At 40.6% G+C, this 15700-nt stretch carries 12 protein-coding genes, 1 pseudogene and 1 riboswitch; of the genes and pseudogenes, 3 read left to right on the top strand and 10 right to left on the bottom strand.

The window, feature by feature from the left end; genetic code table 11:
• Positions 1 to 207 precede the first annotated feature (207 nt).
• Positions 208 to 1110, top strand: coding sequence for a hypothetical protein (locus ACDD58_RS12175; RefSeq protein ID WP_370777686.1), 903 nt, complete (start codon positions 208 to 210; stop codon positions 1108 to 1110).
• A gap of 79 nt (positions 1111 to 1189) precedes the next feature.
• On the opposite strand, the pseudogene ACDD58_RS12170 reads toward ACDD58_RS12175, so the two are convergent.
• Together ACDD58_RS12170 and ACDD58_RS12165 are read right to left on the bottom strand one after the other, a co-directional pair.
• Positions 1190 to 2168: pseudogene (locus tag ACDD58_RS12170) on the bottom strand (hypothetical protein).
• Positions 2169 to 2334: 166 nt separating this feature from the next.
• Positions 2335 to 2688: a TnpV protein gene (locus ACDD58_RS12165; RefSeq protein WP_370777684.1), complete on the bottom strand. Its 354-nt coding sequence runs from the start codon at positions 2686 to 2688 to the stop codon at positions 2335 to 2337.
• Positions 2689 to 3316: 628 nt separating this feature from the next.
• Here ACDD58_RS12165 and ACDD58_RS12160 point away from each other — a divergent pair.
• Positions 3317 to 4420, top strand: a complete 1104-nt coding sequence (locus ACDD58_RS12160; protein WP_370778743.1) for a transposase — start codon at positions 3317 to 3319, stop codon at positions 4418 to 4420.
• Here ACDD58_RS12160 and ACDD58_RS12155 read toward each other — a convergent pair.
• The 4 genes from ACDD58_RS12155 to ACDD58_RS12140 form a co-directional block, all read right to left on the bottom strand.
• The gene (locus ACDD58_RS12155; protein WP_370777682.1) at positions 4368 to 5573 is read right to left on the bottom strand and encodes a GGDEF domain-containing protein; all 1206 of its coding nucleotides are present in this window, start codon (positions 5571 to 5573) and stop codon (positions 4368 to 4370) included. The genes ACDD58_RS12160 and ACDD58_RS12155 overlap by 53 nt on opposite strands.
• A gap of 10 nt (positions 5574 to 5583) precedes the next feature.
• Complete coding sequence (locus ACDD58_RS12150; RefSeq protein WP_117918550.1) at positions 5584 to 6438, bottom strand: YitT family protein; 855 nt, start codon at positions 6436 to 6438, stop codon at positions 5584 to 5586.
• Between the two features lie 80 nt (positions 6439 to 6518).
• The gene (locus ACDD58_RS12145; protein WP_117918553.1) at positions 6519 to 7865 is read right to left on the bottom strand and encodes an MATE family efflux transporter; all 1347 of its coding nucleotides are present in this window, start codon (positions 7863 to 7865) and stop codon (positions 6519 to 6521) included.
• A gap of 138 nt (positions 7866 to 8003) precedes the next feature.
• Complete coding sequence (locus tag ACDD58_RS12140) at positions 8004 to 9890, bottom strand: ATP-dependent endonuclease (RefSeq protein ID WP_117918555.1); 1887 nt, start codon at positions 9888 to 9890, stop codon at positions 8004 to 8006.
• Between the two features lie 188 nt (positions 9891 to 10078).
• Positions 10079 to 10188: riboswitch (THF riboswitch) on the top strand.
• A 63-nt stretch (positions 10189 to 10251) separates the two neighbouring features.
• On the opposite strand from ACDD58_RS12140, the gene ACDD58_RS12135 reads away from it, so the two are divergent.
• A complete protein-coding gene (locus tag ACDD58_RS12135; RefSeq protein WP_370777679.1) occupies positions 10252 to 10833 on the top strand; it encodes a folate family ECF transporter S component in 582 nt (193 codons plus the stop codon).
• A 223-nt stretch (positions 10834 to 11056) separates the two neighbouring features.
• On the opposite strand, the gene ACDD58_RS12130 is transcribed toward ACDD58_RS12135, so the two are convergent.
• The 4 genes from ACDD58_RS12130 to ACDD58_RS12115 form a co-directional block, all read right to left on the bottom strand.
• Positions 11057 to 12409 carry a diguanylate cyclase domain-containing protein gene (locus tag ACDD58_RS12130; RefSeq protein ID WP_370777677.1) on the bottom strand — a complete coding sequence of 451 codons (1353 nt, stop codon included), beginning with the start codon at positions 12407 to 12409 and terminating at the stop codon, positions 11057 to 11059.
• Positions 12410 to 12811 (bottom strand): hypothetical protein, encoded by a 402-nt coding sequence (locus ACDD58_RS12125; RefSeq protein ID WP_370777675.1) that lies wholly within the window; start codon positions 12809 to 12811, stop codon positions 12410 to 12412. It lies immediately after the preceding gene.
• A gap of 150 nt (positions 12812 to 12961) precedes the next feature.
• Positions 12962 to 14443 (bottom strand): RsmF rRNA methyltransferase first C-terminal domain-containing protein, encoded by a 1482-nt coding sequence (locus ACDD58_RS12120; RefSeq protein WP_370777673.1) that lies wholly within the window; start codon positions 14441 to 14443, stop codon positions 12962 to 12964.
• A gap of 1 nt (position 14444) precedes the next feature.
• Positions 14445 to 15599, bottom strand: coding sequence for a YhcG family protein (locus ACDD58_RS12115; protein ID WP_370777671.1), 1155 nt, complete (start codon positions 15597 to 15599; stop codon positions 14445 to 14447).
• Between the last annotated feature and the right edge of the window lie 101 nt (positions 15600 to 15700).

The raw sequence follows: 15700 nt of genomic DNA, 5'->3' as shown, positions 1-15700 counted from the left end.
CCTGAAATATATAACAGGGTAATATGATACTTTTAATGTTTTGTCAAAAAAAAAAATTGCGTTGAAATTTCAGAATGATAACCCTTGACCTATAATGTGTAATCGAATAGAATTGTTAATAGATTACAGTTTCTTTATATAGAAGTTATACGAATTGAATTTCAGACGATTGCTCTGATTCCAGTTAAATCAGATTGGAGTCTTTTCATGAAAAATCTATTTGAACATACCAGTTCCCCATGGATACGGTACAGTAGTTATGAATACAGCACTGCCGAAGATGGAACATTGTATATTGTAGTATCTGCGGATGCCAAACCAGAAATGTATAATCCTATGAAAGATGCAGAATCACTTGTACTGGATGCTGTCAACATCGGTTTGCAGGTCATGCATAAAGCGCCTGAAGATGAACTGAAAAGTATGGTACTTCGTTTCATCAATTCCTACGGATTTTTAGGCTTTATGACTGCACTTCCGACAACTGCGGAATTTATCACCTATGAATCTGTATATCTTCCGAAAAACCACTTTATTAAAGAAGAATCTCTATCAACAGAAAGTTATCTCGATTACTTTTATCCGTTTGATAAGATGGATTTTCATAAAAAAGGGATAGAATCCAGTTGGTCAGTATCTGACAGGAATGGCATTGCAATCGCACTTGCAACGGGAAAGAATCCACAGGCTGTTACGATGCGTTTTCAGAAGGAATATGCAGAACGCTATGACTGGCTGGTGAAAGAATTTTCTGACTGGGCATTTACCTTTACCACAAGTTTCTTATATTATATGGACTACGACAGTCTTGATGAACAGACAAAAAACCTGTATCGTCAGGGTATGTCTGCATTTGGCGGAATATCCCCGACTTACCATATCTCATTAGCGGAAAATGCCCCGGTCATCGTATGGAACTTCCATTCCCTGCTCGTCATGATCCAGATGTGCTTTTCTTTTATGCTTACGGATTCTGACTGCGATATGAAGCTGTGTAAGCACTGTGGCAGGGCATTTATCGCAAGCCGTAAGGGAAATGAGTTCTGCTCTCCAAAATGCAAGAATCAGTATAATGTCTATAAGACAAGAGCTAAGAAAAAAGAAGAATAGCTCCAATATACAAAACAAAGACGGCAAATCATCAACAACTTGTTGACGATTTGCCGTCTCTTATTTTTGCTAATGATAGTTATGCCATTGCAGACTCTCTCTTCTTAATAATCGCCTCAACTTCATCAACACCTGTTTCAGCTACATCTGCGATCTGATCCAATGTATAACCCTTTTTATACATATTCAGAATAAACTTTTCGCTTGTTTTTTCAGTAGCTTTTTCAGTAGCTCTTTCTTCGATTCCTGTACTCAGATTACACATAATTCTCACATCCTCTCTGAATTCTTGACTGATTGGAATATTATATTCATGTTCTATAATATCCAATTTTTCCTGTTCTTTCAATTCACTTGAAAGTAATGCTCCAATCAACCGGTGCATTTCATATTTTTCATCATGTTCCGAAATCTCATTTGTGATTCCTATTAACACAATGTTTAACAGATCGAGATTACCTTTCCAGTTACATGGTTTTAACATCTCATCTTTTGTCAAATGGATGTGGCTTAAGCTGTTATCATCCCTGTTCATACATATCCATATGCTGAATACCTGCTTAATGTCGTCGTAAGTTAGTATTTACAAAATCTCTTTCCTTTTGTGACGAAATCAGCCTGCTCACATAAAAGATTGCCCTATTTAAAATTTTATATTCCGTTGGCTCATCCTTTTGAGCCTCAATATTCACAATAATCTGCGAAAGTCCATTTTTCCTGCCAACTATGGATGGCATGCGGACATAAAAAATAATATCAAATCTGACTAATCCTTCATTAATTTCAGCATTTTCTGTATTAAGACCTACAATACGCTGTCCTGTAGCATCTGTTTTTTCCATATTTGCTAATCCCGGCTCAACCGGAACAACGCTAATACTCGGTTCACCTTCGATATATTTTACAACATCTTCCGGCTTCATTCCTTTAAATTCATCGACTGTTTTCACCAGAATATGTGCTAATATACTCTTCTGTGCCAGTAACCTTTTAACACGAGTATCATATTGTGCCTTATCTCCTGCTGCATTCACAGCATTTGCTATTTCTGTATTCAAGTCGGCATCCCTCCTTTTGTATTGTGCATAACACTTCTAATATTCCGCAAAAGGCTCTCTGCCTCAATATCATTATAAGCGAGGAACTTTACGGAATCAACTGAATTTTCTATGAACTTTTTCATATGCCAAACAGCGGGAAACCAATTAAGATTTCCCGCTATTTTTAATCCATATAAATCATATCATGCAACACTACTTCCTCTGCTCTGCTCCGGATGTTATTCATCTTCCGCACCCATCCGAGCTGATCTACTGACTTCAGATGCTCCGTCACACCTTCACGCTCAGCCATTCTTACCGTAAGCATATCCATCATGTCATTGCATTCCATATCTACTTCTTCTAGATGTTTCCACAATTTTTCCGTAAGAACCAGATGTGTATACATGGCATGATGATTTTCAAACAAATACCTCTGTCGCATTCTGCCATATTTGCCAATCTGATAATTGCTTCCATCTTCCAATTCCAAATCTGGAATCAATACATCGCCTTCCCAATGATATGTTAACTCCATACACTGCTCCTTCCTTTGTGCTAAATGTTTACAGTTTCAATTAAAAGAGTATCACCTTCTTAATACAACGTCTGCAATCTATCATTCACCACAAATGAGCCAGCCGCCTATGTTGTGTTATATCCGCGAACAATGAGCCAAGCTGTGAAATCTTTACACCATTATTTAATGTTATCATTTTATCTGTCACCATAAATGATACCTCCTTTTTCCGAAGAGCATATTCCATGAAGTGAACTTCAAGTCAAGTATTTTCTTTCAATTTTTTCACTTTTTATTTTTCACACCACTTTACAACTTTTTCATAAAAAAATATCGCACAGGGCTTTCTGATGTATAATGAATTTGCTGAAAACATTACAAAGGAAAGTGACCCTGTACGACAAAAGCATTATACAACGAAAAAACACTGATTGGTAGACTTCATCAATATTTTTTGATTTATTTTGAAACTTTTTCTGTTCCGACAGCAGATACCTTATTTCTGCTGATATTATCCATATTGACCTTAGAATCCGCACATTCTATCCGGTTTCTGTATCAGCATTTTTTATCCGGAATAACGGAGAAATCACTGAATGTATTTTATTATGCATGTTCCTATGCAAAGGTTGATTATTCCAGATTTATGAATACTACTGTCAGGATTGCTTTGAAGCTGGTACCAGATTCACTGCAGACGCAGCCTGTGTTTCTGTGTGTGGATGATACGATGGTATCTAAATTTGGCACAAAATTTGAAAATGTTTCAAAACTGTTTGACCATGCCGCACACAACGGTTCCAACTATCTGAATGGACACTGCTTTGTGAGTGTCATGCTCTGCATACCTGTCTGGAATAGGGATAAAGTTTCTTATCTTTCCGTTCCTCTTGGTTATCGTATGTGGCAGAAAAAAGAGTCTAAACTGGAACTGGCAACCTCCATGATCCGGCAGGTTATGCCTGAATTTCACAGCAAAGATCATGTCGTCATCCTTTGTGACAGTTGGTATACAAAACAGAACCTGGTATCCATCATTGATGAATATCCGAATCTGGATCTGATTGGCAATGCAAGGATTGATTCTGTCATGTATGATCTTGCACCTGCACAGACCGGTCATCGGGGACGTCCTGCCAAACATGGAAAACGTCTTTCTGTTGAAACAGATTTTACGTTTTCCAATGAAAAGATCGGTGATTATTATACCGGTGTCCGCCGGGTTCTCGCTAAGATCTGCGGCAACAGGGAAATCCTTGCCTATGTCACTGCCACAGAAAAAGAACATGGTACAAAACAACTGTTTTTTAGTACCATTTTCCCGGAAGATCTGCAGATTTTCTGTGCATGGCAGGAAAAAGCACCATTGAACCAGACCGGAAGTGACTGTATGAAATACATTCCACTGTTGCTATATTCGTTTCGCTGGAATATTGAAACAAGCTATTATGAACAGAAAACGTTCTGGTCTTTTTGCAACTATATGGTGCGAAGCTGCAAAGGGATTGAAATGCTGGTTAATCTGATCAACATCAGTTACTGTGCCATGAAGATTCTGCCCTATCAGAACGAACATTTTTCTGAGTACCGTACAAAAAGCGTACAGGAGTTTCGTTTTGAATTAAGTCAGGGCATTCGCAGTCAGATATTTTTTGCCACTTTCGTGAAAAATATCGAAACACATATAAAATCAAATGCTATGACAAAGACCTTAAAACAGCTGATTCATCAACAAGTCTATCATTTATAAAGTTGTAAACTGGTGATTTTTCAGATACTTTTTTGTCTGCAGCCTTGCATACATACATATTCCGATCTGCCGCCGCGATCACATTTTTTAACTTTTCATGTTCGCCAATCGAATAACCGACTGCTGCGGTGATCGGTATTTCACAGTCCACCTGCACGGCTGCAAGTGTCTGTTTCCAGATTTTTATCATCTTTTCTGCCGTTTCACCGGTTTCTCCGGGAATAAGTGCAAGCATTTCATCACCACCGTACCGGAATGCCATACCGGTGTCACCTAAAGCAATCCGTATTGACTGCGCTGTTTTTACGATCATCTGGTCGCCTGCAAAATGCCCATAAGTATCGTTCACATGCTTTAAGCGGTTAATGTCCCAGTAAATAACAGCGATCTGCTGGTAATCATACGTCCTTTTCTCAATGATCGAAAGAAGTTTATTTTTATTATAGAGTCCGGTCATCTCATCCGTTGCAGCCTTCTGCTCCATCTTCATTGCATTTTTCAATGATTTCCGTATCACCTTGTTTACAATATTCGATACAAACACAAATGAAATCGCCATGAGACAACGCGGCAGTACATAATATAACGCAAGCGTCATACCCGGATCATCGTTAACCTGATTCAATAGAAAAATACCGTTTTGTGAAGAATTATCTAAAGAGCTCGTGGTAAGCAGCACCATATTTGCATCACAAACACCATAATAATACCCGGCATAAGTGCTGACTATAATCGAAAAAACTGTAAGCACAAATGTATAGATGGATAGACGTTTCGACGTATACATGCCTGCTATGATGATCGGCACCACAATAATAATGACCATGTGATATGTCAGTGAAATACTGGCAGCCATGATAATGAGGCTGATCGATGTTATACTGACATACTTTGTCAGTGGATGCTCAAGTCCTAACAACAGCAAAATCACAATATACAGGACAGCTAAAAAACACCCGGTAAAATAACCTCTTGCAAAAATCGTTTTATCAACAATAAAAATTCCAGCGCAGTTTAACAACATTTCCACAGAATAGACAGCAATGCAGAATATAATAAAACGGAATACATAAATATTCTGTGTCACATTCTCTTTTTCATCATCTGGATCTTTACTGAATAACTTATGTATGGTAACATCCCATTTTTCCATTAACTGCACCTTACCCTTTCGGCTGATACCGGATATCCGACACATGATACACCGTAATAAATGCTTTCGGATCTTCATGATTCATATAATTCATTAATTTCTGGTACTCATTCTTATCCACGATGGTAATGATCTCGTTGCGTTTCTGCATATTGTAAGCACCGATCGATTCATAGATTGTTGCCCCGCTGTGCAGATCATTGATGATAAAATTACGGAGTTCCTCTTCCTTCTCTGTAATAATGCATACACGGCGTTTGATATTATAATCAAAAATGAAATGATCTAAGATAATTCCATTAAAATAAGTTCCTAAAATACTGAGTACCACTGTCTTTTTATCATAAACAAAGGCTGCTGAAAGTGCAACACACATTCCTGATACAGACATTGCCCTTCCGAGATCCATATGCAGATATTTATTCATGATCTTTGCCACGATATCGAGTCCTCCTGACGATGCGTTACGGTTAAATAAAATACTTAACCCCACACTGACTACTAAAATATAGCATAATACATCCAGTTCCTGACTGTCTGTCATCGATCCGAAATCAGGAAAAACTCTTTCAAATACACCTAAAAATACCGGAAGCATGATGCTTGTATAGACAGTTTTCACTCCAAATTCCCTTCCACAGGTAAAAAAGCCGATGATAAGAAGCACCACGTTCAAAATCATGGTGATCGCCGACAACGGCAGCTGAATGAAATTTGAAAGCACGATTCCAAGACCGGAGATACTGCTGACAGATGCATGACTTGGCACCAGAAAAAAATACACTGCCGCCGCAATGATCGCCACTGCTGCTGTTAAGATCGCAGTCTCCTTCATAATCTCTATATAATTCACTTGTTTTTTCATAATGCTCCTCATTTCCATGCAATTTACTGCTAAGATATTTGCCAATGCAAATTGCTGTTTTTCTGATCATACTAGCTTTTCTACTTTGTTTTCCTTTGATGAAACACGGGATTTTTTATCAGCATTACGATCAAAGGTATCACCATGATGATCCATGTGACCGGTTCTGTCCAGATGACACCCCAGTAACCGAAATACCGGACAAAGACCGCTGTAAACACGATCTTACATATCATTTCTATAAAACTTGAAAGTATCGGTGTCTTATAATCTCCCACGCCCTGCATCGTATTCCGCAGGATCACGATCCACACACAGACCATTTCAAAGAGCATGTCCACCCGCAGATAGGTCGTTCCCCAGTACAAGATTTCTGCATTCTGTGTACTTGCGATAAAACTGACCAGATAACCGGCAATCGTATACGCCATGATCATTACCATCACTGCCCAGCCACATCCGAGCAGCAACGCTGCCTTTAACCCAGAAGTAATCCTGTCATATTTTCCGGCACCATAATTCTGCCCGCTGTATGTTGCCATGGTAGAACCAAGTACTGTGACCGGGAGTCCCCATATCTCGAATATTTTTCTTGCCGCTGTATGTGCCACGATCACAGATGTTCCAAGTGTATTGATCCCGGTCTGTAAGATCAGTGTTCCAAGATTTACAAGGCTCGACATCATTCCCATGGAAAGCCCGCCGGACAGCATCGCAAATACTTCTGATTTGTTCAGTTTAAAATGTCTGCGCTCCACCTGAAGGATTGGGAAATGCTTTTTGATATGTATCACACAGAGTACCACCGATACGACCTGCGAGATCACAGTCGCCACTGCCGCTCCGCCAACGCCCATGGAAAATACCAGAATACATACATAATCTAAAATCACATTCAGCACCGCCGCTAAGATCAAAAAGATCAGTGGTGTCATGGAATCCCCGATTGCGCGCAGGACATTTGCACACATATTATAAGCAAGCGTTACGAACATGCCGAGCACCAGAATACTGATATAAGTATACGCCATCTCTTTTTGTTCTGCCGGCACATGCATTACCGTAAGAAGCGGTCGTAAGAATACAAACACTCCTGTTACCAGTATGGCTGCCGTTATAAATCCTAAGAGAATCGTTCCCGCAACACTTCTTTTTAATTTTTCTGTGTCTCCTGCTCCAAAATACCTTGCAGTCACAACCGAAAATCCAAGTGTCATTCCATTAAAGAAACCGGTTAACAGGTTATAAAGGATTGAGACAGAACCGACTGCTGCAAGTGCGCCCTCGCCAAGCGTGCTCCCAACGATTTTTGTATCGATCAACCCATAAAAAAGCTGAAATAAATTGCCTAAAAACACCGGAATCGCAAACTGTAAGATCAGTTTTACCGGTTTTCCATCTGTCAGATTTGCACCATTTCGTTTCATTTTATTTTTATCTCCATATTAATCTCCATTCTTGCGCTGTTTTTTCAATAAAAACAGCGTTTTTATTTGCATCACAAGTTTGTGAGAAGCACAAATCTTGCGTGTGAAAAATGTATTTTTCACACTATGTTCTTCATATTATCTGAAATCTCCGTCCTTTTTTCTGCTCTCAAAATAAATAAAATGATCGATTGCATCTAAAATATCGGAAAAATCTTCCTGCGGCGCAAGGTCAATATAACGTTTTAAAAGCTCCTCTTCCTGATCTTTGTATCTTCCATAAAAAATATCATACAGGTTATGCCCGCGCAGATAGATTTTTATCTCCTCCATATGTTCTTTAATGTCGGATACACTCTGCATCTCATATCCTAATACTTCTGTCAGATGTCTGCCACTGCTGAGACGATACAGATATTCCTTCCATTTATCAAACAGCGTCTCATAAAATGCCTCCTCAGATGCGACCACTCCGAGTTCCGCCATCACTTTCGGATTAAAGAAATAGTTTTCAAAGGAATAATATTTTAAGATCAGAACATTCTCCGGTCTTACCTTTGGCAGTGTGTCGACATCCTCTAAACTCCGCTGTTCATAATAACGGCAGAGCTGTTTTCCTAATTCCATCCTGTCTTTTCCATCTCCGTCACGTATCATCAGAAACTGGTCACGCAGATAGATCTGATTCATATATTTCAGATTGGCATAAGTTTTGATATTTGTACAACTGTTTGTCGTGATGATCGCAATTCTTGAAAGTTTTCCATTTTCATCATAAGTCTCTGAATAATACTTCCGGATCAGAAGCGGCAGACGGCTCTTATCCTGCTTGCCTTCCACGATAAATACGAAATTCACATTCATCAGATCATTTGCCGTATAACCAAGGTCTTCAAGGATCGCACTCACATCCGTCTTTGCACACATCTTTGAATATCCTTCGCCATCTAAAACAATCTGTCTTATCTGCCTGCTGTTAAAATTTGCCAGCAAATTCGGCGAGTGCGTGGAAAAAATCACCTGATTTTTTCTGGACAGACGGTATAAAATCTCACCGGAAACCTTCTGAAGTTTCGGGTGAAGAAATATCTCCGGATCTTCGATCATAAGAATACTTGGAATCCGCCCTTTCGTCCCCGTATAAGTCTCAAGTAAAGACAACATATAAATGCTGCGCATGCCTTTTCCCATCTTCGCTACCGGTCTGGTCAGATTCTGCGCCGGATTATGGATCTCCGTCGTAACTTTTAACATCCGCTCCACATCGCGGTTCATGGAATAAAGGATTTCATCCTGTCCGCCGTTCTTCTTATAATTCTGGTTTACTTTTTTCGCAAATTCATCCAGATTCAACTGGTAAAGTTTATAATCTAACAGCTTTGCTGTCTCAAATGCATCCAGCTCTGCAGGCGACTTTTTCTCGATCAGACCAATACAGGAAAAACAGTGGCCGCATTTTTTTGCCTGATTAAACATACAGGTGTCCGCGCGCATCCGCTTTAACAGCTCATCCTCCTGAAGCATTAAAAGATCTCCCTGAAGCTGATTTAGATCACGCTCTGCATCCAGATAGTATATCTTTGGAAATATCTGTGGGATGCAGGAATTATTTTTGTGCTCCTTATCCTGATACCGCACCCATCCATCCCTGTGCGCGATAAAGGTAAACTGCAGCGCACCGCCTTCTTCGTTATTTTCTTTTACCGAAAAAGAAGGCAGCTTTTTGCAGAAATCTTCAAACCATGTCTCATATCTTTTATACTGGCTGACCACGCCATTCTGATGCAGCCATTTCAGATCTTCATCCAAAAATTCCAGTGACAGATCCATCTCGATATTGGCGCTGTCCCCGTCAAAATCTTCCGAAGAAATGCGATAGTCTCCAAAAGCCGCACGGATCGCCTCTAAGATTGTCGTCTTTCCGGTATTATTCTGCCCTACTAAGATCAGCGCATTTTCAATGTTATCGATCTTCATCTCATGGATTGCTTTAAAATTTTTAATATGGATACCGGTCAGCTTCATTTCCGTCTCCCTTCCTGCATCATTCTTTTCTTTTTTATTTTAACACCGAAATACCCGTCCGTCATCCATCTTTTTCCTTCCATAACTTATCAGTCATATTAAAAAATATAGTATGAAATATAAGTTCTTCTTTACAATGTTATAGCAGTGTGCTATAACAGAACTTGTCAAAACTAATATTTCATATTAGCAGAGTAGAACTCTGTGCGTTAAGTGCCATGTGAACAGGGAGTTGTCACACGGACGAAAAACAAAAGCAATGCTTTTGTTTGCGGTACAGAATTCGCATCCCGCTGCTGCATAAAGGTATATGTCTCCTCTATGCGGTTTTAGGAAACTGCTAAGGAAGGAGGCTTTTTTTATGAAAAAATTAAAAGAACTGTATCAACAATCACTAAAAGAGCTGTGTCGCACAAAGACGATCGTGCTCTGTGGACTCTTAGCTGCACTCGCCATCGTGCTTAGTCTTGTGGCAAGTATCCAGCTTGGTCCCTACATCAAGATCGGCTTTTCCGGTCTGCCGAACCGCATTGTCGAATTTTTGTTTGGTCCGGTTGTCGGATGCCTGTTTGGCGGTGCACTTGACCTGTTAAAGTATGTCTTAAAGCCGGATGGTCCTTTTTTCTTTGGATTCACCTTTAATGCCATGCTTTCCGGTCTGATCTACGGCAGCCTGCTCTACCGTCGTCCAGTCTCCATCAAGCGTATCGTGATCGCCGAGTTTTTTGTAAAGCTGGTCATCAACTGCGGTCTGAATACGCTCTGGATCTCCATGCTTTACGGCAAAGGATTTATTGCACTGCTCGGCCCGCGTGTGATCAAAAACGTGATCATGCTGCCGATCGACAGCTTTATCTTATTTTTCGCCCTGACTTACGCCAGAAAAATCGCAGCACAGTTTGGATTTTTCACGGTAAAATCAGGTGCGAAGGAACGTGCCTGATGGGTAAAATCTGATAGTGGATTCTTTTTAGAATTGCAATGTCAAAGTTCAGAATCATAGATTGTATCCTGCGCAGACATAGCTATGATCGTAAACAAAATGCAGAGATGTGTATCCGTAAATGAATATACATCTCTGCATTATTTTTTTTATTGAAACTGCTTAAACACCTCTCTCTGGCAGTAATCATATCAGAAAGCCGATGTAATTGTAATGATTACATTTAATACTTCTCGCCATAATGCCATTTCATTGATTTTTGATCCATAAGCAGTACATAAAAGATCTTTCCATAACGCCCACTCTCTACGATTCTTCCATGATCCAGCACAGGCAGACTGGTTTCATCCGCTTTTACCAGATGAAAATACACGTAATCGTTGGCATGCCCCGCATTGATCTGTTGCCAGATACTCTGCTCCACTGCATCTCTTTCTTCTTCTAAAATAAGATTTCGGAAGCTTCTGTCCGTATAAGCAAGCAGATCATCCATCGTCCTGCATCCGGTAAGACGGATCATCTCACGATTTGCAAACAGAATTTCATCTGTCTCATGATCTGCTCTGTATATAATGAAAGCTCCCGGAAGATTTTCTGAGACATCTTTCAGCACAAACCCAAGCTGTGTCCGGATTTCCAGGCGAAGTCCTTCCCGGTATTCCATGCACCCTTGTTTTCCACGCAGTTTTACTTCGTAGAGAGCAGTATCCGCACAGTGCATCAGTTGTTCGAGAGTTTCCGCATCTCGCGGATACTCCGCATAACCAAGAGAAATACTGAACTTTTCCTGCTCACTTTCATATGGAAAAGTTCTTACCAGCTTCGTAAACTGCTCCATCTGTTCCTTTACTTCACCACATGTACAATCTGGGAGAAAAATACAAAATTCATCGCCTCCATTACGTCCAAGCACAGCCTTTTCCGGAAAGAACTTCTTCATGCTCTCTGCCAGAATCTGCAGAGCACGGTCACCGGAAGCATGCCCATACATATCATTGACAGATTTAAAATCGTCAATATCAAGCAGCACCCCGACACAATGATTCTCCGTATTTTGTTTCAGATACCGTTCCACCAGTTCATCAAATCCATGGCGGTTATAGATTCCGGTCAGTGGATCTGTCACCGCAAGTTTTTTGAATTTTTTACGATGCTCATCAAGATTTAAGAGTGTCCTGGTGAGCCCTGTCAAAAGCAGTACGATCAGCGTTCCACCAATCAGAATTTCATACAAATATATATTGTACCATCCATGTTCTGGCATTACCTCAAGCTTCCACTGATTTCCTCCCATATCAAAAACGTAGGACACCGGATTGGTCAGCTTTTTCCCGGAACCATAGACATATTCGTAGGACATCTCCCACGGAGAAACAGTCTTTGAAAGCTGGTACTGATAGCCAAAATCCGAAAGTGCTTTTACCGAGTCCGCAAAAATGTCCGGTACACGAATGATCACGATCGTAAATCCCCAGAAAGTTTCCTGTCCGTCTTTCTGATCCAGATACACCGGATTTCTTACCGCAATTCCATATCCCCCCTGTTTTAACTGAAACGGTCCCTGCATAACCGTCATCTAATGATCTCTCGCATAACGGGCGATTTCCCCACGATTCTTGTCATTCAGCAGATCAATTTTACCTGTCTCATTTCCTTTTTCCGGATAAATATCCGTCACAACGCCATCTGGCGCAAGCTGAATACTCTGAATGGAATCGCTCATCAGATTCCCGGCTATCTGCTGAAATTTTTCAAATTTCCCATCCTCACTGATTAAAATCTGTTCGAGTGTATCCGTAATTCCTATTCCTCCCATGACTTCCGTCTTCATGCGTTCCGCATATGTCATGGCATTTAATTCTGCAGCTGACCGGCTTTGTTTTTGCTGATTTTCCCTTACGCTGTACACCGTTCCCATTAAAACACTGATTCCCACCAAAAATACAAGTAACGGCAGAATGATTGTCTTCTTTTTCATAAACATCTTCGCTTTCCATATAATCAACGATAACGATACTATTATAATAAATTCTAGCATCAATCACATTTTTCTGCTTGTAAAGTGCCTTGAAACAGCGTTCCACCCTGCACAATGGCATTCTGCCCCGACAAAAATCTCATTTTCACACTACCACATTTTTCGAAGTCCTTTCGGATAGTGGTTTTTCATGATTCCACCCGCCAGTTTTCCCCAGCCGCTGCTAAATCCGTCTGCCATGATCAGATACCATCCCTTTTCTCCCTCATAAGAAAAAGTTCCGCCATTTAAATAACCACGAATCACCTCTCCGTCCGAAGCCAGATCTGCCGTATAGCGCACCTGTTCTTTTTTTAGTGCCAGTGCAAGCGCATGTGACGGCTCCATGCGGTTCTTTTTTACCGTTCCAAGATGCAGTCCCGGTCGCAGGACTTTAAGACCTTTTACAGAAGGCATACCTTTCGGTGCAAGGTAAAGCTGATCTCCAAATTTCAGATATGTACCATTTTTCTCCAGTCCGTCTAATGTCTGTGGATCTAATGTATCTTTCGCAAAATCCAAAAATTCCACGATTCCTTTGCCCGGTACTTTCAGATCTTTTGCAGGGATTCCTTTTTCTTCCCCATTCCGGCAATAACCCTGTCTTAGTGTTCCCTCTTTTTCAAGGACAGCCAGATAGTGGCCCTCTCCTTTCAGATGCTGTGGCCAGAGACGGATCGTCTGTGCAATCTCAGGCAATATCTGTCCCATTTTTTCCCCGAAATAAGCCCATTCCGGTACTCCTGCCGACATACCCTCTGCCTTTTTCACTTCCACAATATGAAACTCCGGGTGACGCAGCAAAAAGCGTGTCATACTGCCCTCATTCTCCGCAGGCGCAAACGTACATGTCGAATACACAATCCTGCCGCCCGGTGCAAGCATTGAAGCCGCACAGTCTAAAATTCCATCCTGCCTTTCGGCACAAAGGCTGACATTCTCAGGGTTCCACTCTTCACATGCCGCCTCATTTTTGCGGAACATGCCTTCCCCGGAACACGGCGCATCCACCAGAATACGGGTAAAATAATCCTCGAACCCCTCCGCTAAACGCTGCGGCGTCTCGTTCGTCACCATTGCATTTGCAATCCCCATCCGCTCCACGTTCTCAGATAAAATCTTCGCGCGTGCCGGATGGATTTCATTGCAGATGAGAAGTCCCTGCTCCTTCCACTTCCCTGATGTGTACATTTCATGCATTCTTGCTGCGATCTGTGTGCTTTTTCCGCCAGGAGCCGCACACAAATCTAAGATCCGTTCCTGACAGTCTGCCGCTTCTTTTTGCACCACATCAAAATCTTCCATCAGATAGGAAATCGGCGCCATGGCACTCGGCTCCTGGATATAATACACGCCCGCCTCATGAAGCGGATGCCTGCCCGGAGTGTCATCTTTTTCATAGTAAAATCCATCTTTCGCCCAGGCTATCGGCTGCAGGGAAAAAGGTACTTTTTCCTTCATCTGCGCAGTATCTCCCTTGATACTATTTAACCGTAATGCCTGATATTTATCCTTGTCATAACTTTCTAAAAATGCCGGATATTCATTTCCGAGCATTGATTCCATTCTGTTTAAAAACGCTTGTGGAAGCATTTTAATCCTCCTTGTTTTGCGGAGCAAAATGCGACTGCCTTTGCAGGAGCAGAGGATTTTCCTCCTTGTTTTGCTTTTCCGTTTCTTTCTGCTGTAAATAAAAAACCGCCTTTTGTGCTTCTATTTCTTCTCGCAATTCCTCTTCCGTTGGCAGATATAATTTATATTTGCTGGCAAATAGCTGTTCATTTCCATGCAATATAGAATACCTTGCAATATCCTCATCTGTTTCCGAACACAAAACAATGCCTAACGTAGGGTTGTCATCCGGTGACTTTTTTAATTCATCATACATGCGAATGTACATATCCATCTGCCCTACATCCTGATGGGTAATTCTGGTTGTTTTCAGATCAATCAATACAAAACATTTTAAAATATAATTATAGAATACCAAATCTATAAAATAATCCTGTTTCTCAGTGTGAATATGCTGTTGTCTTGCAACAAACGCATAGCCTTTTCCCATTTCCATAAGAAATTTCTGCAAATTTGAGATAATGCTCGATTCTAATTTTGTCTCATTAAAAGAAGCGTCCAATGTCAATCCTAAGAATTCTACCACAACTGGATTTTTTATAAATTCTAACTTGTCCTGCTGATACTCAAACGTCTTTTCCTGCATCTCATGCTCTACAGCATCTTTATCTTTCGACTGCAGTAATCTGTAATAATATTGTGTATCTATATTCCGCTGTAAAGTACGCACACTCCAGATTTGCTCATATGCTTCTTTTTCATACCAATCACGCGCTGTCTTATCATGCACCTGTAATAAAGTTCTATAATGAGACCATGAAAGTCTAATATTAGATTGTCGACACAGTGTGTCGACAATCTCTGGAAAAGCTTTATAAAATCGTACACAATGATAAAGATTACTTCTGTCATAACCTTTTCCATATTTATCTGTAAGTTCTTTTGACAATTTTTTGATAATCTCTACCCCATACTCTGCACGATCTTCACCCGCCAGTTCTTCCTCTGCGATCCGATACCCGATCAGCCAGTTTCTCTGTGACAATATTGTATTAACTGCACGATAGGCTTCTTTCTGTGAAACTTCTATGATATTTTGAACATCATTTAAGATATTTTCCGTTTTTTGAAATTTGTTCATAATATCATTATTTTCAATTTTCAATGCATCATTCATCTGCCAGTCTCCTTTCCGGGAGATAATATCTGCCTTATTTTTCTGTATAGACCTGACCTGTACTAGATCTGGTTGTATATTTGTTCTTAATCTTTCAATAC

The sequence above is a fragment of the Roseburia sp. genome, assembly GCF_041325975.1.
Lineage (GTDB): Bacteria > Bacillota > Clostridia > Lachnospirales > Lachnospiraceae > Roseburia > Roseburia rectibacter.
The sequence above is the reverse complement of the archived record's forward strand: the minus strand, read 5'-3'. Positions and strand labels throughout refer to the sequence as shown.